The following is a 23,804-nucleotide window of genomic DNA, read 5'->3' as shown; positions in this document are numbered from 1 at the left end:
TGCCACCAGTATAAACGTATAAACCCTGCGAGGCATCTCTCAGCGCAAAGGAAAAGCGCCACAAAACCCTGCTTTACGTTCACCGCACGCAAGCGATGTGATATACTTTCGCACCTTTAAAATCCGGGATTATGTAGAGGGATAGCGGCTCCATGAGCGACCTTGCGAGAGAAATTACACCGGTCAATATCGAAGAAGAGTTGAAAAACTCCTACCTCGATTACGCCATGTCGGTCATCGTTGGCCGAGCCTTACCCGATGTACGTGATGGCCTGAAGCCGGTGCATCGCCGTGTGCTTTTTGCCATGAGCGAACTGGGTAACGACTGGAACAAACCCTATAAAAAATCTGCCCGTGTGGTCGGTGACGTTATCGGTAAATATCACCCACACGGTGACTCCGCTGTGTACGAAAGTATCGTGCGCATGGCCCAGCCGTTCTCCCTGCGCTACATGCTGGTCGACGGTCAGGGTAACTTCGGTTCGGTCGACGGCGACTCCGCCGCAGCGATGCGTTATACCGAAGTGCGCATGGCGAAGATCTCCTCTGAACTGCTGGCTGACCTGGAAAAAGAGACGGTCGACTTTGTGCCGAACTATGACGGCACCGAGCAGATCCCTGAAGTCCTGCCGACCAAAATTCCTAACCTGCTGATCAACGGCTCCTCCGGTATTGCCGTCGGCATGGCGACCAACATTCCGCCTCACAACCTGACGGAAGTGATCAACGGCTGTCTGGCGTTCATCGAAGATGAAAACATCAGCGTCGAAGGGCTGATGGAGCACATTACCGGGCCGGATTTCCCGACCGCCGCCTTTATCAACGGTCGTCGTGGCATTGAAGAAGCCTACCGCACCGGGCGCGGTAAAATTTACATCCGCGCACGCGGCGAGATTGAAACCGACGCCAAAACCGGTCGTGAAACCATCATCGTCAATGAAATCCCGTATCAGGTGAACAAAGCGCGCCTGATCGAGAAAATTGCTGAGCTGGTGAAAGAGAAGCGCGTTGAGGGCATCAGCGGCCTGCGTGACGAATCTGATAAAGACGGCATGCGTATCGTCATTGAAGTGAAACGCGATGCGGTCGGCGAAGTGGTGCTCAACAACCTCTACTCGCTGACGCAGCTGCAGGTCTCTTTCGGCATCAACATGGTTGCCCTGCATCAGGGCCAGCCGAAGATCATGACGCTGAAGGAGATCATTGAAGCCTTCGTTCGCCACCGCCGTGAAGTGGTGACGCGTCGTACCATCTTCGAACTGCGTAAAGCGCGCGATCGTGCGCACATCCTTGAAGGTCTGGCGATTGCGCTGGCCAACATCGATCCGATTATCGAGCTGATTCGTCGGGCTCCGACGCCAGCCGAAGCGAAAAGCGGCCTGCTGGCGCAGTCGTGGGATCTTGGCAACGTCGCCGCCATGCTGGAACGTGCCGGTGACGACGCCGCGCGTCCGGAGTGGCTGGAAGAGGAGTTTGGTATTCGCGACGGTCGCTACTACCTGACCGAGCAGCAGGCACAGGCCATTCTTGATCTGCGTCTGCAGAAACTGACCGGCCTTGAGCATGAAAAACTGCTCGACGAGTACAAAGAGCTGCTGGACCAGATCGCCGAACTGATTCACATCCTGCAGAGCGCCGAGCGCCTGATGGAAGTGATCCGTGAAGAGCTGGTGGCGATGCGCGATCAGTTTGGCGATGCGCGCCGTACGGAAATCACCGCCAACAGCGCTGACATCAACATTGAAGACCTGATCAACCAGGAAGATGTGGTGGTCACCCTGTCGCATCAGGGCTACGTCAAATACCAGCCGCTGTCAGACTATGAAGCCCAGCGTCGCGGCGGTAAGGGCAAATCGGCGGCGCGCATTAAAGAAGAAGACTTTATCGATCGCCTGCTGGTGGCCAACACCCACGACACCATTCTGTGCTTCTCCAGCCGTGGCCGCCTCTACTGGATGAAGGTCTATCAGCTGCCAGAAGCCAGCCGTGGCGCGCGCGGTCGTCCAATCGTCAACCTGCTGCCGCTGGAAGCCAACGAGCGTATCACCGCGATTCTGCCAGTGCGCGAATACACCGAAGGCTTCAACATCTTCATGGCGACCGCAGACGGTACCGTGAAGAAAACGGCGCTGCAGGAGTTTAGCCGTCCGCGCAGTGCCGGCATCATTGCCATCAACCTGCGTGAAGACGATGAGCTGATTGGCGTGGCGCTGACCAACGGTAACGACGAAGCGATGCTGTTCTCTGCTGCCGGTAAAGTGGTGCGCTTTGCGGAGAGTGCGGTGCGCGCCATGGGCCGTTCAGCCTCAGGCGTGCGCGGCATCAGACTGGCCGAAGGCGACAAAGTGGTGTCGCTGATTGTGCCACGTGAAGAGGGCGCGATTCTCACCGTAACGCAGAACGGCTACGGCAAGCGTACTGCTAACAGCGAGTATCCGACCAAATCGCGCGCCACGCAGGGCGTGATCTCGATTAAAGTCACCGAGCGTAACGGGCCAGTGGTTGGCGCGGTACAGGTGGTGGACAGCGATCAGATCATGATGATCACCGATGCCGGTACGCTGGTGCGTACCCGCGTGTCGGAAGTCAGCGTGGTGGGCCGTAATACGCAGGGCGTGATCCTGATTCGTACCGCGGAAGATGAAAACGTGGTCGGCCTGCAGCGCGTCGCTGAACCGGTGGAAGAGGAAGAACTCGACGCCATCGACGGCAGCGTGGCAGAAGGCGAAGACGATATCGCGCCGGAAGTCGACAGCGACGACGACGCACCGGAAACAGACGACGAAGAGTAACCGTTCGTTGTCTGTCACAAGCGGCAGGTCAGGGCAACCGACCTGCCGTTTTTTTTGTCTGACTTTCACTCCCAAAGTCGCGTGCCAACTGGCTTTTTCGCCCTGATAAAGCTAGTGTATGAGAACTTTTCAACGTCCCGATAACCCTTGCCGCCAGTGAGTCTCTTTTGAAATATCTCGTCTCCTTTCGCACCACGCTTCGCATCTCGCGCTACCTGTTTCGTGCGCTGGCACTGCTGCTCTGGTCGCTGGGTGCACTGTTGACCACTTTCTACATCATCAATGTGCTGCACGAGAAAGAGAACGCGGTGCGCCAGGAGTTTGCCACCAATTATGGTCAGGCCGAATGGTATGTGCGCCACTCAGCGGATGTGATGCGCGAGCTGAAGTACATCACCGAGAATCGCCTGAGCAGCAGCGTCAACGGGCTGGATATGCTCAACGGCATGCCGGGCGGCAAAAGCACGCTGCCGCAGTTTACGCCACTGTTTACCGACGGTGACTGCACGTCAATGAGCAACACCTGGCGTAACTCGCTCGATTCCCTGAGCTATTTCATTAACTACTGGAAAAGCAATTTTGCCTCAGCCTATGAACTCAATCGGGTGTTCTTTATTGGCGGCGAAAATCAGTGCCTGGCAGACTTCACCATCGGTAACAATAATCCGGTCGATCGCGAACGCAGCCTGAAGGCGCTGCGCGAAAACGTGCTGCACTACCGCAGCGGCAACGAGGAAGAGCGGCGTAATCCAATGTACTGGATTACCAACAGCAGCCAGCCAGGCATCGGCAACTTCTATATGGTGGTGCCGGTTTACGTCGCCAACAAACTGCAGGCGCTGCTCGGCGTGGAACAGAACATTCGCCTGGATGAATTTATTCAGCCCGGCGGGCTGCCGCTGGTGGCCACCATCACCGATGAAAACTATCGCCCGCTGATCAGCTCACGACGCGGCGGACCCGGTTATTCGCTGGACGATCTGCCGGATAACAGCACCTGGTTTGGTTATCTTGACGGCTATCGTCAGCTGGTGCTGAAAAAGCCGCTGCCGCCGTCCAGCCTCAATGTGGTGTGGTCGCTGTCGACCGATGTGCTGATGGATCAGCTCAAGCTGATGCTGATCAACGCGCTGCTGCTCAATATCCTCAGCGCGCTGATTCTGTTTACCCTGGCGTGGGTGTTCGAACGCCGCATGTTCCTGCCGGCGGAAGACAACGCCCACCGGCTGGAGGAGCACGAGCAGTTCAACCGCAAGATTGTCGCGTCAGCGCCGGTTGGCATCTGTATTTTGCGTACCAGCGATGGCACCAACATCCTCAGTAATGAACTGGCGCATAACTATCTGACGCTGCTGACGCAGGAAGATCGCCTGCGGCTGAACGAAATCATCGGCGGCCAGCAGGTTAATTTTGTCGATATGCTGACCGGCAGTAACACTAACCTGCAAATCAGCTTTGTGCATTCGCGCTACCGCAACGAGAACGTGGCGATTTGCGTGCTGGTCGACGTCTCGGCGCGTGTGCGCATGGAGCAGTCGTTGCAGGAGATGGCGCACGCCGCCGAGCAGGCCAGCCAGTCCAAATCGATGTTCCTTGCCACCGTCAGTCATGAACTGCGGACGCCGCTGTACGGCATTATCGGTAACCTCGATCTGCTGCAGACCAAATCGCTGCCGAAGGGCGTGGATTCGCTGGTCACGGCGATGAACAACTCATCCAGCCTGTTGCTGAAAATCATCAGCGATATTCTCGACTTCTCGAAGATCGAGTCCGAGCAGCTGAAGATTGAGCCGCGTCCCTTCTCGCCGCGTGAGGTGGTCAACCATATTGCCAGCAACTATCTGTCGCTGGTGGTGCGCAAGCGCCTGACGATGTATGTGTTTATCGAGAACGATGTGCCGCTGGCGCTGGATGGCGATCCGCTGCGCCTGCAGCAGGTGATCTCCAACCTGCTGAATAACGCCATCAAGTTCACCCATACCGGCTGCATTATCCTGCACGCCTATGTCAAAGAGGGGTATCTGGCGTTTCGCGTGCGCGACACCGGCGTGGGAATCCCGGCGAAAGAGATCACGCGCCTGTTCGACCCGTTCTTCCAGGTTGGCTCCGGCGTGCAGCGTAACTTCCAGGGCACCGGGCTGGGACTGGCGATCTGTGAAAAGCTCATCAACATGATGGATGGTGACATCGAAGTCGACTCTGAACCGGGCATGGGCAGCCAGTTCGTGGTGCGTATTCCGATCTACGCCGGACAGCAACCCGCGCCGCCGCTGCTGGATGGTCTGCAGGAAAAAGCCATCTGGCTTGACCTGCGCAACGACTATCTGGCGGCCTTCCTGCTGCGTCTGCTCCAGCAGCAGGGCATCCAGGTCGCGCACTATCAGGGGCGGGCTGGGGCGGACGATGTGATGATCTGCGATCACCACGACGCGCCAGCGCAGACGGTACGCGCGCGTATCCGTATTTGCGGTGAACACATTGATATGCCGCAGGAAACGACGCCGGGACAGTGGGTGCACAGCAGCGCGACGCTGCACGATCTGCCGCTGCTGCTGGGCCGGATTTATCGCATTGCCATCGACAGCGAAACGGCGACCACGCTGGAACTGCCGGTGCCGCAGCAGGCCTCCAGCTATGAAGACATCATGGTGCTGATTGTCGATGACCATCCGATTAACCGCATGCTGCTGTCTGAACAGCTCGGCACGCTGGGCTATCAGACCAAAACGGCGCAGGACGGCGTGGATGCGCTCAACGTGCTCAGCCGCAACCATATCGATATCGTACTGAGTGACGTTAACATGCCAAACATGGACGGCTACCGGCTGACGCAGCGTCTGCGCCAGCTGGGACATGCTTTCCCGGTGATTGGAGTGACCGCTAACGCACTGGCGGAAGAGAAACAGCGCTGTATGGATGCCGGCATGGATAACTGCCTGTCAAAACCGGTGACGCTGGATGTGCTAAAAACCACGCTGGCGCTGTATGCGGAGAGGGTGCGCAAGGCGCGTGAGTCCTGAAGTCGGGCATGACCCTTTGATATTCGTCGCGGTAGCGTTTTGCCTGGTCAGAGAAGAGGTTGAGCACGCCGGATCGGCAACGGCCGCATCCATGCGTGCCTCGGCACGCGGCATCCCTGCCGCGTGACGTCCGGCTTAGCTCAACCTCTCCCCTTCCTCTCAGCGAATGTGCTGCTGCATCAGGTACTATCCTGTCAGTCCGCACTGGCATCTTACAGCGATGAAAGAGTCTGAGGGGAGGGGGACGTATTGCCGCTTGCAGCAGCCTCCGCGGCAGGGAAGGCGCGGCGGCAGGCCCCATGGATGGGTTTATGCCGGTGCGGCAAGCGGCAATACGTTGCCCGAGCTTACTGAATGACAAAGCGATGACGTTGTGTGCGGAGGGCAGGGCAGGGCAGGGAAAAGAGGCGCACCCGATGTGCGCCTTTTGGCTTTACTCTTTGTCGACCTGAGTGGCGCTGACGGAAGAGAGGTAGTTCAGCAGCGCGATATCGTTATCCACACCCAGCTTCATCATTGCTGATTTCTTCTGGCTACTGATGGTTTTGATACTGCGGTTCAGCTTCTTGGCGATCTCGGTAACGAGGAAACCTTCGGCGAACAGGCGCAGCACTTCGCTCTCTTTCGGTGACAGACGTTTGTCGCCGTAGCCGCCGGCGCTGATTTTCTCCAGCAGTTTGGCCACGCTTTCCGGCGTGTACTTTTTGCCTTTCTGCAGGGCTGCCAGCGCTTTTGGCAGGTCAGTTGGTGCACCCTGCTTCAGCACGATGCCTTCGATATCCAGATCCAGTACCGCGCTCAGGATCGCCGGGTTATTGTTCATGGTCAGAACAATAATGGAGAGATCCGGATAGTGACGCTTGATGTACTTGATCAGCGTGATGCCGTCGCCGTATTTTTCGCCCGGCATCGACAGATCGGTAATCAGGACGTTGGCATCCAGTTTGGACAAGCTATTGATCAGTGCTGTTGAGTCTTCAAACTCACCTACCACATTCACCCATTCGATCTGTTCCAGAGATTTACGGATACCGAACAGAACGATTGGATGGTCATCGGCAATAATTACATTCAGGTTATTCATCTTATTGGTTACCTTGCTGCAGCAGTTGGTTGACGTACGCGTCAATTTCACTGGTGGTATTTTTAATGGTTAAATCGTCGCACAGTTTAATGTGCTGTTCTAACTCTTCACAAAGCTGTTTACCCGGCAGTAAATTGAGCATGGCAAACACGCCTTTCAGGCGATGCGCTGTCTGAGCAAGCGAGGGACAGTCCTTCTCCGCCAACTCAGTATACAGTCTCTTCACATCTGGCGGTACTGTCTCCATAAACAGCTGGAAATAGCCGCCGCTCAGCAGCGGCGTGGCAGCCTCATCGTCGTCGCTCTCCTCTATCGAATCATGAGCCAGTTGCTTCTCAATCAGGGCCAGCAGCGCATCAAGCAGCGCATTGCTGAGATTGAAATTGACCCGGAATTGCTGGTCGTTGAGGGCGTGATGCCCCATTTCGTCGCCCGCCAGCAACAGCGCCCAGCCCTGCAGGCGCGCCGGGTCGTCCGTCACCAGCACATCATGCTCCTGCCCGGACAGGCGTTCGTCCGAGGTCAGGCAGTTTGCCCCCCAGTTCTCGAGGTGGCGGCAGACAATTTTGTGTACGTCTTCGACCGCGATATCCACCAGCGCCGTCACGCCTTCCAGCAGTTTCTCTTCCTGCTCGCTCTGCTGCTCCAGCGCCAGCGGCAGCTGAATGTTGTAGCGCGTGCCGATATCCGGTTTGGCGATAATCTCCAGCTGGCCGCCCATCTGTTTGCACAGCTGCTTACACAGGAAAAACGCCATGCCGGACGCCTGACCGTAACGATCCTGCGTGGTTTCGCCAAGGTAAGGGAAATCGACGTTGGCCAGCTCGTCGCCGGTCAGGCCTGAGCCGGTATCCACCAGCTGGAACAGCACGCTGTTGGCTTTGCTGTCGCTGGCTTTGATATCGAGGGAAATCTTGCCCCACTGCGTGGTGGTGAGCGCGTAATGCATCAGCGTGGTCAGGACTTTACGCAGCGCGCGGCGATCGCCAAAGCGCATCTCGTCGTTGGCCAGCTGATTGTTGACCACCAGCGTCAGTCCTTTGCGCCGAAGTAGCGGCAGGCTCTCCAGCGCAATCTCATCCAGCAGATCCTGCAGGTTAAACACGCCCGCATCCGGCGACCAGTCGTGGGCTTCCAGCCGGTTGAGCAGGACGATATCGTCCACCAGCCGCGCCAGACCCTGGCTCTCATCCAGCAGATCCAGCACGCTCTCGTCGTCATCGCGCTGGCTGAGCTGCACCAGCTGCGTCACCATGCTCTGCAGCGGACGATTAAGCGCATGGCCAAGATTCTGCATCAGCTGCTGGCGCATCTGGTGGTTGCGATCCAGCACCTGCTGCGCTTTTTGCAGCTTCTTATTCACCAGCAGCTCGCGATCCTGATCGCGCATCATAAACAGCTGGGTGTGCGGCGACAGCATGCTGCGCGCGTGGCGAATCTCATACACTTCGTTATTGATGGTAGCCTGCAGCACGCCCTGATGCTGATCGGACATATTGATGATCTTCTGCAGATTGAGATGCGGCAGCAGATGCTCAGCGATTTTGTTGCTCAGCAGGGTGCGGTTGGTACCAAAGTCATACACCAGCAGCCCGACCGGCAGGCTGGCGACGATCTCCTCATTCAGCATACGCAGCGAATCGAGCTCGGCGCTCTGGTTCTCATTCGGTCGCAGTGACTGCTGGCGCAGCAGCGTAATGCCGGCAATAGACAGCAGGAACAGCAACAGATTGATCAGCAGCGGCCACATCAGGTTGTGCAGGGTATCCATCGCCAGGCTGGCGAGCGGCACCCGGTACACCAGCTGGAGCGAGGTGCTGGGCAGCGTGGCGGCAATCTCCAGATTCGGGTTAACCAGCGTCACCGCGGTGCTTTCGCTGCTGGCGTCATCGCTGGTGGCGCTGCCGGGCTGGCTGGCATCCTGGCGCAGCTGGAAATTCTCCAGCGGCATACTGCGTGGAATCAAATCGTTAACCGGCAGATCGAACGCCACCACCGTGGCTAAATGACCTGGCTGGTTAAACGTGGTGCGCAGCGTGAAGTAGTGATCGTTCTGCCAGGCAAAGTGGCGCAGCGGCGAGAAGCTTTCGCGTTCGTCGAGCGCATTGGCCTGCTGCAGCATTTCGGCACGGCGGCTGTCCACCAGCGTATTGATCGCGCTCTCTTTATAGCGCGTCGCCATATCCTTGAGCGGCAGGGTCGAGATCATGATCAGGCTGTTGTCCTGACCATTGAGGAAGTACATCGACCACGCCGGATTTTCAGCGCCCCACAGCGTATCGAGATAATTGGACATGCGCAGCGTCATATCCAGCGTGCTGCTGTCGTGCGAGCCGAAAATCAGCGCTTCGGTCTTGCGGCGGGTTTTCTCCAGATAGTAAACGTCCGGGCGCAGGCGCGTCTCCTGCAGGCTACTGTTCGGCGTAGAACCCGCGGCGCTGGTGGCGAGATTTTCATAGATTTGCCAGGTGGCAAAGCGGTAAGCATCAATGCGTTTTTGCATCGCGCGCGCCAGGTCGGTCATGGCGTAGCGCTTTTCCATGATCCACGCATTCACACTGTTATGCACCATGGCGCCGAGCGCGAGAAACAGCACCAGGTTAAACACCACGAAAAAGCGCGTTACGTTGCCGGAGGTCAGCGGAAATTTATAAGGCAGCATAGGTGTCTCAGGATCCTGCAATTAACGCGCGACCAGCCGGGCGCTGGCGGCAACCGCCAGCAGCAGCAGGGCGATAAGTAAAAACGCGCCGCTCAGGCTGAGCCACTGGGAAATAAAGCCGATTAAAGCCGGGCCTGAAAGAATACCCGCATAGCCGAGCGTTGTCATGGCGGAAATCGCCAGATTGGCCGGCATATCCTGTTGATTACCGGCGGCATTAAACAGCATCGGCACGGTATTGGCCAGGCCAAAGCCCACCAGCAAAAAGGCCAGCAGCGCCGCCTGCGGCCACGGCAGCAGCACCGCTAACGTCATGCCGGCTGCCGCCGCCAGCGCACCGGTCAGCATCACCGGATAGCGGCCAAAGCGCTGAATCACTTTATCGCCCGTCAGACGACCTATGGTCATGGCGATGGAGAAGATGGCGTAACCCAGGCCGGCGTGCGCCACGCTCATGCCCGGGCTTTGCAGCAGCAGCAGGGCGCTCCAGTCGAGTACCGCGCCTTCCGCAAGGAACAGAATAAAGCACAGGCAACCGAGGAAGGCGACCCAGCCGCGCGGGATCACCAGCCAGGGTTGATCAGGCTGATGCAGGCGCTCCGTCATCAGCGTCGGCAGGCTGCACAGCAACAGCAGCACCATCAGCAGCATGATCACGCCCATCGCCTGCAGCGGTGTCAGACCCGCGCCAAGTAACAGGCTGACCGCGCCGGCGCCAAGAATACCGCCAAGACTGAAGAAACCGTGGAAACCGGACATCATCGGCTTGGCCGCCGCTTTCTCAACCTCAACCGCCTGTACATTCATGGCCACATCCAGCATGCCGAGCCCGGCACCGAACACCATCAGTGTGGCGGCCATCAGCCACATCACATTCAGTGTCGCCAGCAGCGGCAGTACGGCCAGCACCACCAGCGTGGAGCACAGCATAACGCGGCGGCAGCCAAAGCGTGCCACCAGCGCACCGGTCACCGGCATTGCCGCCAGAGAACCAATGCCGAGACACAGCAGCAGGCCGCCCAGCGACGCGCCCGTCAGCTGGAGACGCTGGCTGGCAAACGGCACCAGCGGCGCCCAGGCAGACATGCTTAAACCGGCGATGAGAAAAACGAGGCGTGTTCCCAGATTGACACGCTGATGCAATTTGTTGGGCTGTGCGGCGTCCAGTGCTGTCATAAAGGTGTCGTTGTCATAAGTCGTTCGAGCGACGAAGTTTAGCATTAAAGCTGGCGCGGCACCGCTCAATGAAGGCGAAGAGCAGGGCAAAAATGGTCGCCAGAAGCGAGCATATTACCGATCTTTTGCCAGGCGCTGCGCTTTTCCAGACATTTCCTGGACTCCATAAGCTCTCTGACCGTTATTAAACCGACAGATTCAGTGAAAATTTGGCTTAAGTTGGATGAAAAACGATTGCTGCAGCAACGCTAACTAACTGAATAGTGGTAAAGAATATTCCGCAAACGGTTGGAGAAACTCATCGGCTATATTCCCGTGCAACTTTATTACGACCGGAAATTAACATTGCGCAATCATGGCTAAGTAATGAACAAAAAGTGCGAAAATGAACAAATAATGGCGTCCTGAGTGGCGGTTAATTTAACCTCAGCAAACAGGTTTACATTAAATTACACAGCGTAAGAAAAATGGCAGGCAAAAAAATGCCGGACAATCATGTCCGGCGGGAATTAGGGTAAATCTCTCATTCGGGGTGAATGAAGGTAATAATGAAATAAATGATGATAGCGGGAGTAATTGTATGCGCTGAGTGGCGTTAAGTTTTATCATTCAGTGCGGCAGCTTATCTCATCTTATCCCTATGTATTTAAATGAATAAAATTGGTTTATCAATTAGTGCGATATTTTTTGCCGATGTGTGCTGATTATTAGTTCCGCGAAATTTACATTTAGAAATAACTATTTAATACAATGAAACACTTTCGGAAATTTAGTATCATTTTCGTGATAGATTATTGCTCTCCATAAAATAACAATGGCTTGCCGGCTGAATTTTTAAGCATTCAGTTAGCAGTGGCACATATAAAAGGCACATTACAGAGGGTAATAAAATGAAACGTCGCGTTCTCTCCCTGATGATTCCTGCATTGCTGGTGGCAGGCTCAGCAAGCGCAGCTGAAATTTATAACAAAGATGGCAACAAATTAGACCTCTACGGCAAAGTAGACGGCCTGCACTATTTCTCGGACAACGATGGCCAGGACGGTGACCAGTCTTACCTGCGTTTTGGTTTTAAAGGTGAAACTCAGGTGACCGACCAGCTGACCGGCTACGGTCAGTGGGAGTACCAGGCTGCGCTGAACACCGCAGAATCGCAGGGTACCGCTAACAGCTACACCCGTGTCGGCTTCGCCGGCCTGAAATTCGGTGATGCGGGCTCGTTCGACTACGGCCGTAACTACGGCGTACTGTATGACATCGGCGCCTGGACTGACGTGCTGCCGGAGTTTGGTGGTGACACCTACGGCGCGGACAACTTCATGTTCCAGCGCAGCAACGGCCTGGCGACTTACCGCAACAGCAACTTCTTCGGCCTGGTGGATGGCTGGAACTTTGCCGTGCAGTATCAGGGCAAAAACGACAACCCAACCGAATCCTCTTCCGGTCGTGATGTCCTGGGTGAGAACGGCGACGGCTGGGGCCTGAGCACCACCTACGATCTTGGCTCCGGCTTCGGTCTGGGTGCGGCGATGTTCCAGTCTGACCGTACCAACAATCAGAACGGCAACGCGCCAGGCATTCTCGGTCGCGGTGATAAAGCCGAAGCCTACACTGGCGGTCTGAAATATGACGCTAACAACGTGTATCTGGCGGCGATGTACACCCGTTCTTACAACGCAACCCGCTTCGGCGCGGTGGATTCCGCTGCGTACGGCTATGCCAACAAAGCGGACAACTGGGAACTGGTGGCACAATATCAGTTTGACTTCGGTCTGCGTCCGTCTCTGGCCTTCGTCTCCTCACGCGGCAGCGATATCGAAGGTTACGGCAGCCAGAACCTGAAAAAATATGTCGACGTGGGCGCGACCTATTACTTCAACAAAAACATGTCGACCTATGTTGATTACCAGATCAACCTGCTGGACGACAACAACTTCACCGATGCGGCCGGTATCAACACCGACGACATCGTTGCGCTGGGCCTGGTTTACCAGTTCTAAGCCGGAGAGCGTGGCCTGCGGGTCACGCTCTGCTCTCCAGCAGCGCGTTCAGCGCCGCCTGCAGCGTTGCCGTCACCTGCTGCGCCGCTTCCCCCATCTGAACCTGCACGATTGCGCCATCCACCAGCAACACGATCTGCCCGGTTTTTTCCTGCTGCGCCGCGCTGAGTCTTTCGGCAATGGCGGCCGCCATCTCCCGCTTGTGCTGGCGAATCAGTGCGCTCGCTTCCGGCAGGGTATCAGCCAGTTCTGCCGCGCTATTAATAAACGCACAGCCGCGGAAATCCTCCTCCTGAAACCAGCTCAGTAACGCAGCCGGCAGCGCCACGTTGATGGCAGGCTGCTGCGCCAGCGCGCTGCGAAAGCCGCTCATCCAGCGCTGATGGCGCTGCTGCAGAAACGCCAGAATTAAGTCATTTTTGGCCGGAAAGTGGCGGTAGAAGGTCACTTTGGTCACGCCAGCCGCGGCAATCACTTTATCGATGCCGGTAGCACGGATGCCTTGCGCATAAAACAGCTGTTGCGCGCTGAGCAGGATGCGATCGCGCGCGCTGGCGCTGGCATCAAACAGCAGGGGTGCGAGCATAAGAAAAAATTCCTGTTTTCGGGGGTAGACAGAATTGTCTACATACGGCAGGATGAATCAAGTAGACAGACCTGTCTACATCATCAGGAGATAAAAAATGCTCATCCCCCCGTTCGATCATCAAAGTGCCTTAGAAAAAGTGCGTATGGCGGAAGATGCCTGGAACAGCTGCGATCCGCAGCGCGTGTCGCAGGTTTACAGTGAAGATACCCGCTGGCGCAATCGCAGCGAATTCGTTAACGGCCGCGCGGACGTCGTGACCTTTCTGCAGCGCAAATGGGACCGCGAGCTGGATTATCGGTTGATTAAAGAGTTGTGGGCGTGGCACCACGATAAGCTGGCGGTGCGTTTTGCCTATGAGTGGCGCGATGACAGCGGCAACTGGTTCCGCAGCTACGGCAATGAAAACTGGCACTTTGGTGCCGATGGTCTGATGATTCAGCGCTTCGCCTGCATCAACGATTTGCCGATCAGCGCTGAAGCGCGGCTGTTTCACTGGCCGGCTGGCAGACGCCCGGACGATCATCCGGGCCTGAGCGAGCTGGGTCTGTAATTTACGGCGCGTTGCGCCAGCGTCTGGCCTTTGCCGCCTGCTGCGGGGATGTGGTGGCAGGCGGCAGGCTGCCTTCCAGCGCCACGCCCGCCAGCGTAAAGGCGGAAAAGCTCAGCCAGCGCTGCCATTTATCCTGTTGTTCTGTTGCCTTACTCATCTTGCACCTCGCTGATGTTCAACCCAGCATCAACGCTGCACAATTCATGCCATGCCACCGCTCTCAGCGCCACGCGCCCCGTGGCCGCTTTGTTACACTGCGCCAGCGCTGAAGCGGTGCAGGATGCACGACGCTGGTGCAATGCCTTAACGTCGGCGCGACGGATAGTGCTGAATCAGGCGGTGGCGATAGTGCTGCCAGCAACGGAAGCTTCCGTAAGCAAATAACCCGGCGGTAATAGCAAGAATCATATAAATCATCTGTCGCTCCTGTAAGGATTCTCGTGCAGGAACGCAGTATGCTGTGCCAGCCAGCGATCAACTTCAAGCAGCTTTAGACGGTTTTACAAGCGAGTTATGCTTTGTAATAGGCTGTAGTAATGAGTTACAGACGAGGAATTGATGAATTTTCAGAACATTCTGCTGACAGGCATGGTAGCACTGCTGCTGAGCGGGTGCGAGCAAAAACCAGCGCAGCAGGCGCTGGTGCTGGAAGGCAAAACCATGGGAACGGTGTGGCGCGTGAGTCTGGCGGGCGTGGATGCTCAGCGTAAGGCCGCGCTGCAGCAGGCAATTCAGCAGCAGCTCGATCGCGACGATGGCGAACTCTCTACCTGGAAAAAGGACTCGGTGCTGTCGCGCTTCAACCAGTATCAGGGGCAGGATCCCCAGCCGGTCAGTGCCGATATGGCCGATATCGTCACCCGCGCGCTGCGCATCGGTCAGCTGACCGGCGGCGCGATGGACATTACCGTCGGACCGCTGGTGAATCTGTGGGGCTTTGGCCCGGCGCAGCAGCCGGCGCATACGCCATCGGATGCCGCTATCGCCGCCGCCAAAGCGCAGACCGGCCTGCAGCACCTGCGTGTGATTGAAACGGTGAACGGCCAGTGGCTGCAGAAAGATCTGCCTGGCCTGTATGTCGATCTCTCCACCATGGGCGAAGGCTACGCCACCGATCACCTGGCGCGGCTGATGGAGCAGCAGGGTATCACTAATTATCTGGTGTCGGTGGGCGGGGCGGTGCTGAGTCGCGGCCTGAATGCCAGCCAGCAGCCGTGGCGGGTCGCCATCCAGAAACCGACCGATCGCGAGAACGCGGTGGAGGCACGCGTCGATCTGCAGGGGCACGGAATCAGCACCTCCGGCAGCTATCGCAACTATTATGAACTGGATGGCAAACGCATTTCGCACGTGATCGATCCGGCCAGCGGCCGACCCATCGATCACCGGCTGGTCTCAGCCACGGTGATTGCCACCACCGCGCTGGAAGCCGACGGCTGGGACACCGGGCTGATGGTGCTCGGCACCGAGCGTGCCAAAGCGCTGGCGCTGAAACAGCATCTGGCGGTGTATCTGATTACAAAGCAGGGCGACGGCTTCAGCCACTGGATGTCGCCACAGTTCAAATCGTTTCTTATCGATCAGCCCTGACCTGACAGGAGGTAACTGTGCTGGATCTATTTAGTGAGGATGCGCCATGGCAGGAACCGCTGGCCGAGGGCGCGGTGATTCTGCGTCGCCGGGCGCGCGAGCAGGCCGATGCGCTGCTGGCGGCGATTCATGACGTCGCGGCCCTTAACCCGTTTGCCCATCGCATCACGCCGGGTGGACATCGCATGTCAGTCGCCATGACCAACTGCGGCGATTTCGGCTGGTCGACCGATTCGCGCGGTTACCAGTACACCGAACAGGATGTCAGCAGCTGCCGTATATGGCCGCCGATGCCCGCGCTGTTCCGCACGCTGGCGCAGCAGACCGCGCAGGAGGCCGGCTTTGCCGGTTTCAATCCGGATGCCTGCCTGATTAACCGCTATGAGCCCGGTGCCAAACTGACGCTGCATCAGGATAAGGATGAGAAAGACTTACGCCAGCCGATTGTCTCGGTATCGCTTGGCCTGCCGGCCGTTTTTCAGTTTGGCGGTTTCGAGCGCGGCGATGCGACGCAGCGCGTGCTGCTGGAGCACGGCGATATCGTGGTATGGGGCGGTCCGTCGCGCCTGCGCTATCACGGCATTTTGCCGCTAAAAGCGGGCATCCATCCGCAGGCTGGCGCGTTCCGTTACAACCTGACATTCCGCCGCGCCCAGTAACCGTAAAACGGATGAGAATTATTCTTGCCTTCACCCGAGGCGCCATTAAACTGCAGGCTGCCTGGTTGACCTCTGGATAATTTTTAATGGCATTGCTTCAGGTTGTTTTTCGCCAGTACCGCTGGCCGTTTATCGGCGTGATTGTGCTGACGCTGCTCAGCGCCGCGCTGGGTATCGGGCTGATCGCCTACATCAATAATGAACTGATCGTGGCAGTTAATACCTCGCTCACCGTGCTGCCGGGCTTTCTCGCCCAGCTGTTTCTGCTGATGGCGGTGACGCTGGCGTCGCAGCTGGCGCTGACTCAGCTCGGCCACCATTTTGTCTGGCGGCTGCGCGGTGAGTTTATCAAACGTATTCTGGATACCCGGGTTGAACGCATTGAGCAGATTGGTAACGCTCAGCTGCTGGCCGGCCTGACCAGCGACGTGCGTGCCATCACTATCGCGTTTGTGCGCCTGCCGGAGCTGATTCAGGGCATCATTATTACGCTGGGTTCCGCGATCTATCTGGCGTGGCTGTCACCGCAAATGCTGTTGATCACCACGCTGTGGCTGGTGGTGACGCTGATCGGCGGCTGGCTGCTGGTGTCGCGTGTTTATCAGCACATGGCGAAGCTGCGCGACATCGAGGACGAGCTGTACCGCGATTTTCAGACCATCATTGAAGGGCGCAAAGAGCTGCAGCTTAACCGCGAGCGCGCCCGGCTGATTTACGACACCGTGTATCAGGAAAATGCCACGGATTATCGTCGTCACATTGTGCGCGCCGATACCTTCCATCTCAGCGCGGTGAACTGGTCGAACATTATGATGCTCGGCGCGATTGGTATTGTGTTCTTCATGGCCAACGGTCTGGGCTGGGCCAATACCGCTGTCGCCGCGACCTATTCGCTGACGCTGCTGTTCCTGCGCACGCCGCTGCTGGCGGCAGTAGGCGCGCTGCCGACGCTGCTCAGCGCACAGGTGGCGTTGCGGAAAATTAATACCTTCGATCTGGCTCCCTATAGCGCCGGTTTCAACGCGCTGCCGACGGTGAGCGACTGGCAGACGCTGGAGCTGCGCGACGTCTGTTTCCATTATGGCGAGCACGGTTTTGCCGTCGGGCCGATCAACCTGACGCTGCGCCGCGGTGAACTGGTGTTTCTGATTGGCGGTAACGGCAGCGGTAAATCCACGCTGGCGATGCTGCTGACCGGCCTGTATCAGCCGCATTCGGGCCGCCTGCTGCTGGACGGTAACGAGGTGGACTGGCATAACCTTGATGTTTATCGCCAGCACTTCTCGGCGGTGTTCACTGACGTGCACCTGTTTGATCGTCTGATTCGTCGCGGTGGTGAGCCGGCTAATCCGGCGCTGGTGCAGCAGTGGCTGGAACGGCTGAAAATGCAGGACAAGCTGAAGCTGGAAGGCAACCGGGTACTCAACCTGCAGCTGTCGAAAGGGCAGAGCAAGCGGCTTGCTCTGCTGCTGGCGGCGGCAGAGGAGCGCGATATCCTGCTGCTCGATGAGTGGGCGGCCGATCAGGACCCGCACTTCCGCCGCATCTTCTACCGCGAGCTGCTGCCGTGGCTCCAGGCATCCGGCAAAACCGTGTTCGCCATCAGCCATGACGATCACTACTTTATTCATGCCGATCGGCTGCTGGAAATGCGCGATGGGCAGTTAAGCGAGCTGACCGGCCGCGAGCGCGAAATGGCCACGCTGGACGCCGTCAAACGCACCGATACCGGCCATTGACGGCTGGCGGCAAAGCTTAGCAAAAACCCTTATTGGGCAGGACGTTGTCAGCGGGATACAGTGAATGGCAGCAGAGATCCTCGTCTCTGCCTCCCTGGAACACTTCTGTCGTCTTGTGTTGTCACCGGCCCGGGCTCATTCCGCGCCGGTTTTTTATTGCGTGCAGGCCGGGTGAGTGAGCAGTGTGACCACGCGCGCCGGCTGCAGCCAGAAGCGTGCGTCCAGCACGGTGCTGCGGGTAAATTCCGCGCTGAAATCCTGACACAGCTGCAACCGCGCGCGCTGCTGCGGCAGGTCGATATCGATCAGCGCAGCCTGATGAAACGCCATGGGCTGATGCAGCCGCGGCCATAGCGCCTTATAAAGACTCTCTTTCAGCGAAAACAGCAGCGTTGCCGCCTGCGCAAAGGGCAGCGGCTGCCCCTCAAGCAGCGCGCGCTCCTGCGCGTTCATCAGCAGTTCCGCCGTGTCCTGCGCGGTTTCCTCTGCCATCACCTGCTCAACATCAATACCCACATACAATGCCTCGCGCGTCGCGGCCATCACCACGCAGTCATGGCTGTGCGACAGTGAAGCACGAATGCCTGCCGGCCAGCACGGTGAGCGATCCGGCGCGTTGTGCAGCACAAAATCAGTGATTCCCAGCTGCGCCAGCTGTTGCCGCACCAGCCAGCGGCTGGCGAGATATTCAATTTTGCGTTTGCTGGCTGCGTGCTGTAGCGCGGACGGCAGCGGCAGTTGCCACTGCGCAGGTAAAGCGGCGTGCCACTGTTGCCGATCAAAGCGGCACCACGCCAGCGATAGCGATTCAGCGGTGTGGCCAGCGGCGGTGATAAAACCACAAGCGGGCAGCGGCAGGGGCGTTTCGGCTGAGAACATAACGAGTAACGGCTGATGGAAAAGCGTGTTTTACCAGTCAGCCGCGGGCAGGGCAAGCCGAAAAGGCTGCTGCGGGTTAGCGATTTGGCGGGATAGCGAAGCTCTTCATCTGCACCACAAAATGGTGGTGGCCTTTGGTAATGCGTGCACCACGGTCGCACCAGTGGCTCGCCAGGCGGAAGAAATCATCGCTGCCAATATCATACGCCAGCTCTACTTTGCTGATGCCTGAGTGCAGGAGTTCTTCCGCATCCTGCAGGCTTTTTGCTTTGATGACCATAACGAGATTCCATCAAATAAACGGGAGTTTTAGGGTAGGGGAAATCTGTGACAGTTTTGTTTCACTTTAATGAATTGCTGTCACAAATCAGTAAAAACGTGATCCCGCTCGGCTTTGCTGACTTCAGTTAAGTACCTGATTCGCAGAATGAATGAAGCCTGAGGAGAGATTATGCTGCAGAATTTTGTACCCTGAACAGTAAGGTGAGGGCCTGTCGCAGTGGTGCCGAATAGCCGCGTCTGGCGCGGTAATGACGCGGTCATTTTCTATCTCTATCCTTCCTGTAGTGGCTGTATTATGAAGCCCATCTCACATCGATAGCCGCTTCGTTTAACCGGGGTAAAGCGTGGGCGTAACATGCTGGTGGCTGACGAAGAGGCTAAGGAGCGAACGATGCAAAAACTGGCTGGCATAATGTTACTGGGTTGCATGAGCGTAGGCGCTGCACAGGCAGCAGATCTCAGCTTCCAGAATGCGCAGGGCAATATTGAAGTGGTGCCCGGCAAACCCACCTTTGTGCATAAACTGCACTACCGCAAACTCTATGATGAAAAGCCGTTCCCGGATGCGGTGATTTATTACTACAGCAACGGGGTGTATAAAATCCTGTCGCAGGGCGAAAATCATTATGGCCTCTATGTGATGCAGGGCAGCGTTGAGGACCAGAGTTACACCATCCGCTATATTTCAACGCCGTCAAAAGACTGGGGCAACAAAACCGCCTTCCATCAGCTCACCTTTGTGAATGGCGCGCAGGCAAAGGTGTTTATTCAAAACGCGATTACCGATACCGGTGAGCAGATCGCCCAGCAAAACGGCGAGTTTTTGCTGCAGGATCACGATCCCGCAAACGCGGCGCCAGACCGCTGGGATGATGAATTGAAAATCCAGCGCTGACGGTCAAAGCCTTTCCTCTGCGCCGCAACCGTTACGGATAGGGTTGCGGCGCCCAATGTGCCAGCGTTAGCAAAGATTTTCCCTATCCCAGCGAGAATTGTTTCCGGCTGGCAACGCGGCCAAAACTCGATAATTATCAGGGCATGACTAAATATCGTGTAAGAGTGGGTTTTCACAACCCCTCAGCCCTGACCTTCAGGCAGCTGGATGAAATCCTGGAACCGCAACGCTTCTGGCGCAGCGACACGCGCAGCGGTACGTTTCGCTACTTCATGGAGTATGAATATGAGTCGGAAGTGCGCGATATCTGCGAAGTGTGCGAGCTGGCTTATTCGCAGGCGTGTAAGGTAAAGAAATGCCCGTTGATTCTGGTGCAATCCTGCGAGACGGAAGTTCCGCTGACGTTTAACCCTTAGACGCGTGGCAGTCCGCGCGCTGAAAACCACCGCGCTCGGGGCGCGCCGGGTTTAACCCTCGCAAAATGCAGGCAATAAAAAAGCAGCCGTAAAAGGCTGCTTTTCTTTGGGATTTTGGTCGGCACGAGAGGATTTGAACCTCCGACCCCTGACACCCCATGACAGTGCGCTACCAGGCTGCGCTACGTGCCGAACGTGGAGGGTTATACTACTGGTTCCGTTGGCGATTGCAATATGTCGGCAGCTTAACTGCCTCATAATTAATCAGTTTGCCGTGAACCGTTTCTCTTCCGTCAGCACCTGCAACAGCAGGGCCAGCTGAGGTTTATGATCTTTCAGCTCTTTGCCCTGGGCATCGTACGCGCTGTAGTTACCGTTGTTGCTGAGCACCAGCGTCACCGTTGGCGTGGTCACCACCAGTTTGCCATCTTCACTGCTGGCGACCCAGTTATGGCTGCGCTGCGCGGCAAACAGATCTTCACCCTGTGAATAGTTAACCGGACTGGTGCGCACGTGCAGCAGGCGCTGCATCAGCGTGGTCATCACATCCTGCTGATCGGTCAGGCGATCGATGCTCTGCGCCGGGGTATTCGGCCAGTGCACCACCAGCGGTACCTGCAGCGTCGCGCGGTTGCCCGGATTATCGCTGTTGTCGAAGGTGATGGCGCGCTGCGCCGTGATCACCACCACGGTATTCTTCAGCGCATCATTCTGCTGCAGCGTATGCAGCACCGTCGCGATTTGTTCATCCACGCCTGTCGCCTGGCGCATATAGCTGCGCTGGCGCGCTTTGGTGCTGTCGCCGGTTACCGTCACGCCGTTGAGCGCAATCCATGAGAACCAGGGCGCGCCGCCTTTCTGACCATTGAGCCAGTTCTGCCACTGCGTCACCGTGGTGCTGTTAGGCTGGGTATCAGCCTGCGGCAGGCTGTAATCCGCCAGCAGCGCCTGACGGTACAGCGGCTGGCTAAAGCCATCGGAAGAGAACAGACCGAACTGATAACCCTGGCTGTTCAGCGCGCCTAGCAGGGCAGAGGGCATGCGCGCCGCCAGTACGCCGTCCATGTAGCTGGAGGAGATACCGTAGAACAGGCCGAACAGGCCTTTTTCCGGCTGCAGTCCGGCGCTGTAATGCTGGGTAAAGCGCACATTTTCACTGGCGAACTGATTGAGCGATGGCAGCGCTTTATCCACCGTGGCATTGTTCAGGCCGTCCACCGTCAGAATCAGCAGGTTGTGACGCGTTCCGCCATCGCGGAACGTAATATCGCTGAGCGGATACTGCACCGACAGCGCTTCCGGATCGCCCTGTTGCACCAGACGGCGCTGATACTCCTGCGCATCCAGCAGACCGTGTCGCTCCAGAAAGCGCCGTGCGGTCATCGGATAGGAGAGCGGCAGGTTGGCACGCTGCATGGTGATCGGCCGGTAGAAGTTGGCGTCCGCCCAGATATACAGCAGATGACTGGCAAAGAAGGCGCTGATAAACAGCGCGGCCAGCGGCTTGCCAAACGAACGCCGGTTCAGGCTGCGCAGCTTTTGCCAGCTCCAGGTGGCAAACAGCATCTCAACCAGGAAAATCAGCGGTACGCTGATAAACATCAGCTGCCAGTCGCGCGCCATCTCGCTTTGATCGGGGTTGACCACCAGTTCCCACACCACCGGATTGAGGTGCAGATGGAAACGGCTGAACACCGCGCTGTCGACCATAATCAGCGTCAGCCCGGCGGTGGCGACCACGGCGGAGAGCACGCGCAGCAACCGCTGCGACATGGCGACAAAGGTCAGCGGGAAGATAATCAGCAGATAAGCGGCAAACACGATAAAGCTGAAATGGCCAATCCAGCTGGTAAACGCATAAATACGGCCGGCGAGGGAAGAGGGCCAGTCGGCGACCAACAGGTAGCGGCTGCCTAAAATAAGCGCAAACAGAATATTAAACAGGGCAAACCAGTGCCCCCAGCTGATCATCTGGGAGACTTTTTCACGGTAGCGCTGCCGGTTGGTTACCATATTTATGAGGTCAAATCTGCAATTTAGTGGGCGTTGTCATCGCGCACGGAAGACTGCAGCGCTTCCGCAAACGAGCGGGCGAGGCTGCGGCGCTGGGCCGGTGCGATGTCGGTGTTGATCAAATTGGTCACCATGTTCCCCAACACCATCAGGGAAAGATCGGTTGGCGCTTTGTCTTTTTCAAGAACCTGCGCCAGCTGCGCGAGAAGCTGTTCGACGCGCGCGTCGCTGTAACGGGATGATTGTGGCATATCGTCGACTAATCAAGTGTGAAAACGCGGTATATTACCGTAACAACGCACTTTTTTCCGCAATTTTATCGCAAGCAGAACGATCAGTTTGTGCGCGCAGTTGAAAGCGGCTGCGGGCGGTGTTTGAATACGCGCCTGAGCCAAAAGGAGAGTCTACCATGAGTCTGGATATCGACCAGATTGCCCTGCATCAGTTAGTCAAACGTGATGAAAACCAGCTGGAACTGGTGCTGCGCGATACCCTGTTACCTGCCACGCAGGCGGTGGAAGAGATGGCGGAAGAGTTACACCGCGTCTATAGCGCCAAAAGCAAGGCTTACGGCCTGTTTAATGAAGACAGCGAGCTGGCGGAAGCGCTGCGCAACTGCCGCAAAGGGCAGGATGACTTCCTGGCGTTCAGCCGTGCGGCTACCGGACGCCTGCGCGACGAGCTGAGCAAATACCCGTTTGCTGAAGGCGGCGTGGTGCTGTTTCTGCACTATCGCTATCTGGCGGTGGAGTATCTGCTGGTGGCGGTGCTAAACAGCCAGTCGAGCATGCGCGTTAACGAGCAGCTCGACATCAGCAGCACGCACTATCTGGACATCAACCACGCCGATATCGTGGCGCGTATCGATCTCACCGAGTGGGAAACCAACCCGGAATCCACGCGCTACCTGACCTTCCTGCGCGGACGCGTGGGGCGTAAAGTGGCCGATTTCTTCATGGATTTCCTCGGCGCCAGCGTCGGTCTGGACACCAAAGCACAGAACCGCGGGCTGCTGCAGGCGATAGATGATTACTGTGCCGAGTCCAGCCTGGATAAAAATGAGCGACAGAACTATCGCCAGCAGGTCTACAGCTACTGCAATGAACAGCTGCAGGCGGGCGAGGAGATTGCGCTGGAAGATCTCTCCAGCGAACTGCCGCCGCTGGGCGAAAAAACCTTTCAGGCGTTTACCCAGGAACAGGGTTATGAGCTGGAAGAGCATTTCCCGGCTGACCGCAGCACCCTGCGTCAGCTGACGAAGTTTGCCGGTAGCGGCGGGGGATTAACGCTTAACTTTGATGCCATGCTGCTGGGCGAGCGCATTTTCTGGGATCCGGCCACCGATACGCTGACCATTAAAGGCACGCCGCCGAATCTGCGCGATCAGCTGCAGCGTCGTACCGGCGGTCAGTGATCGCCGGATTTGCGCCATAAAAAAACGCCGCAAATGCGGCGTTT

19 protein-coding genes and 1 tRNA gene are annotated in these 23,804 nt (G+C 57.2%); 10 read left to right on the top strand and 10 right to left on the bottom strand.

Annotated elements, in window-relative coordinates; all coding sequences use genetic code 11:
• Positions 1-152 precede the first annotated feature (152 nt).
• Positions 153-2,792 (top strand): DNA topoisomerase (ATP-hydrolyzing) subunit A, encoded by a 2,640-nt coding sequence (gene gyrA, locus F3I21_RS08440; RefSeq protein WP_150058688.1) that lies wholly within the window; start codon positions 153-155, stop codon positions 2,790-2,792.
• Between the two features lie 167 nt (positions 2,793-2,959).
• Positions 2,960-5,812 carry a two-component system sensor histidine kinase RcsC gene (gene rcsC / locus F3I21_RS08435; RefSeq protein ID WP_150058687.1) on the top strand — a complete coding sequence of 951 codons (2,853 nt, stop codon included), beginning with the start codon at positions 2,960-2,962 and terminating at the stop codon, positions 5,810-5,812.
• A gap of 433 nt (positions 5,813-6,245) precedes the next feature.
• Here the strand turns inward: rcsC and rcsB are convergent, their stop codons facing one another.
• The 3 genes from rcsB to F3I21_RS08420 are packed head-to-tail and all read right to left on the bottom strand — an operon-like array spanning position 6,246 to position 10,734.
• Positions 6,246-6,896: a response regulator transcription factor RcsB gene (gene rcsB / locus F3I21_RS08430; RefSeq protein ID WP_013509853.1), complete on the bottom strand. Its 651-nt coding sequence runs from the start codon at positions 6,894-6,896 to the stop codon at positions 6,246-6,248.
• A 1-nt stretch (position 6,897) separates the two neighbouring features.
• A complete protein-coding gene (gene rcsD, locus F3I21_RS08425; RefSeq protein ID WP_150058801.1) occupies positions 6,898-9,555 on the bottom strand; it encodes a phosphotransferase RcsD in 2,658 nt (885 codons plus the stop codon).
• A gap of 24 nt (positions 9,556-9,579) precedes the next feature.
• The gene (locus F3I21_RS08420) at positions 9,580-10,734 is read right to left on the bottom strand and encodes an MFS transporter (RefSeq protein WP_150058686.1); all 1,155 of its coding nucleotides are present in this window, start codon (positions 10,732-10,734) and stop codon (positions 9,580-9,582) included.
• 890 nt (positions 10,735-11,624) lie between these two features.
• Here F3I21_RS08420 and ompC point away from each other — a divergent pair.
• Positions 11,625-12,734: a porin OmpC gene (gene ompC, locus F3I21_RS08415; protein WP_031280043.1), complete on the top strand. Its 1,110-nt coding sequence runs from the start codon at positions 11,625-11,627 to the stop codon at positions 12,732-12,734.
• A gap of 22 nt (positions 12,735-12,756) precedes the next feature.
• Here ompC and F3I21_RS08410 read toward each other — a convergent pair whose 3' ends face one another.
• Positions 12,757-13,320: a TetR/AcrR family transcriptional regulator gene (locus tag F3I21_RS08410; protein WP_058758443.1), complete on the bottom strand. Its 564-nt coding sequence runs from the start codon at positions 13,318-13,320 to the stop codon at positions 12,757-12,759.
• A gap of 97 nt (positions 13,321-13,417) precedes the next feature.
• Between F3I21_RS08410 and F3I21_RS08405 the strand changes: the two genes are divergently transcribed.
• Positions 13,418-13,873 (top strand): nuclear transport factor 2 family protein, encoded by a 456-nt coding sequence (locus F3I21_RS08405; protein WP_150058685.1) that lies wholly within the window; start codon positions 13,418-13,420, stop codon positions 13,871-13,873.
• 1 nt (position 13,874) lies between these two features.
• Here the strand turns inward: F3I21_RS08405 and F3I21_RS23205 are convergent, their stop codons facing one another.
• Positions 13,875-14,030 (bottom strand): hypothetical protein, encoded by a 156-nt coding sequence (locus F3I21_RS23205; RefSeq protein ID WP_164861051.1) that lies wholly within the window; start codon positions 14,028-14,030, stop codon positions 13,875-13,877.
• Between the two features lie 401 nt (positions 14,031-14,431).
• Between F3I21_RS23205 and apbE the strand changes: the two genes are divergently transcribed.
• The 3 genes from apbE to F3I21_RS08390 all read left to right on the top strand — a co-directional run bounded on the left by apbE (position 14,432) and on the right by F3I21_RS08390 (position 17,861).
• The gene (gene apbE / locus F3I21_RS08400; protein WP_021509242.1) at positions 14,432-15,463 is read left to right on the top strand and encodes an FAD:protein FMN transferase ApbE; all 1,032 of its coding nucleotides are present in this window, start codon (positions 14,432-14,434) and stop codon (positions 15,461-15,463) included.
• Between the two features lie 17 nt (positions 15,464-15,480).
• Entirely contained in the window at positions 15,481-16,122 is a 642-nt protein-coding gene (alkB, locus tag F3I21_RS08395; RefSeq protein ID WP_150058684.1) for a DNA oxidative demethylase AlkB, read from the top strand.
• An 86-nt stretch (positions 16,123-16,208) separates the two neighbouring features.
• Positions 16,209-17,861, top strand: coding sequence for a multidrug ABC transporter permease/ATP-binding protein (locus F3I21_RS08390; RefSeq protein WP_150058683.1), 1,653 nt, complete (start codon positions 16,209-16,211; stop codon positions 17,859-17,861).
• A gap of 153 nt (positions 17,862-18,014) precedes the next feature.
• On the opposite strand, the gene F3I21_RS08385 is transcribed toward F3I21_RS08390, so the two are convergent.
• Positions 18,015-18,740 (bottom strand): 4'-phosphopantetheinyl transferase, encoded by a 726-nt coding sequence (locus tag F3I21_RS08385; protein WP_150058682.1) that lies wholly within the window; start codon positions 18,738-18,740, stop codon positions 18,015-18,017.
• A 76-nt stretch (positions 18,741-18,816) separates the two neighbouring features.
• Positions 18,817-19,020, bottom strand: a complete 204-nt coding sequence (locus F3I21_RS08380) for a hypothetical protein (RefSeq protein ID WP_150058681.1) — start codon at positions 19,018-19,020, stop codon at positions 18,817-18,819.
• A 393-nt stretch (positions 19,021-19,413) separates the two neighbouring features.
• Here F3I21_RS08380 and F3I21_RS08375 point away from each other — a divergent pair, with 393 nt between their 5' ends.
• Together F3I21_RS08375 and F3I21_RS08370 are read left to right on the top strand one after the other, a co-directional pair.
• Complete coding sequence (locus F3I21_RS08375) at positions 19,414-19,917, top strand: hypothetical protein (protein ID WP_223815648.1); 504 nt, start codon at positions 19,414-19,416, stop codon at positions 19,915-19,917.
• A gap of 143 nt (positions 19,918-20,060) precedes the next feature.
• A complete protein-coding gene (locus tag F3I21_RS08370) occupies positions 20,061-20,333 on the top strand; it encodes a hypothetical protein (protein WP_150058680.1) in 273 nt (90 codons plus the stop codon).
• Between the two features lie 115 nt (positions 20,334-20,448).
• Here the strand turns inward: F3I21_RS08370 and F3I21_RS08365 are convergent.
• From F3I21_RS08365 to F3I21_RS08355, 3 genes are all read right to left on the bottom strand, one after another.
• Positions 20,449-20,525 (bottom strand) — tRNA-Pro (locus F3I21_RS08365).
• A gap of 72 nt (positions 20,526-20,597) precedes the next feature.
• Positions 20,598-22,346, bottom strand: coding sequence for an LPS biosynthesis-modulating metalloenzyme YejM (gene yejM, locus F3I21_RS08360; protein WP_150058679.1), 1,749 nt, complete (start codon positions 22,344-22,346; stop codon positions 20,598-20,600).
• A gap of 23 nt (positions 22,347-22,369) precedes the next feature.
• Positions 22,370-22,597 carry a YejL family protein gene (locus tag F3I21_RS08355; protein WP_021509249.1) on the bottom strand — a complete coding sequence of 76 codons (228 nt, stop codon included), beginning with the start codon at positions 22,595-22,597 and terminating at the stop codon, positions 22,370-22,372.
• Between the two features lie 158 nt (positions 22,598-22,755).
• On the opposite strand from F3I21_RS08355, the gene yejK reads away from it, so the two are divergent.
• Positions 22,756-23,760: a nucleoid-associated protein YejK gene (gene yejK, locus F3I21_RS08350; protein WP_150058678.1), complete on the top strand. Its 1,005-nt coding sequence runs from the start codon at positions 22,756-22,758 to the stop codon at positions 23,758-23,760.
• Positions 23,761-23,804: the final 44 nt, after the last annotated feature.

This window comes from Pantoea sp. B_9 (genome assembly GCF_008632015.1).
GTDB classification, from domain to species: Bacteria; Pseudomonadota; Gammaproteobacteria; order Enterobacterales; family Enterobacteriaceae; genus Pantoea; species Pantoea dispersa.
Note: the sequence above shows the minus strand (reverse complement) of the source record. Positions and strands in the feature narration are given on the sequence as shown.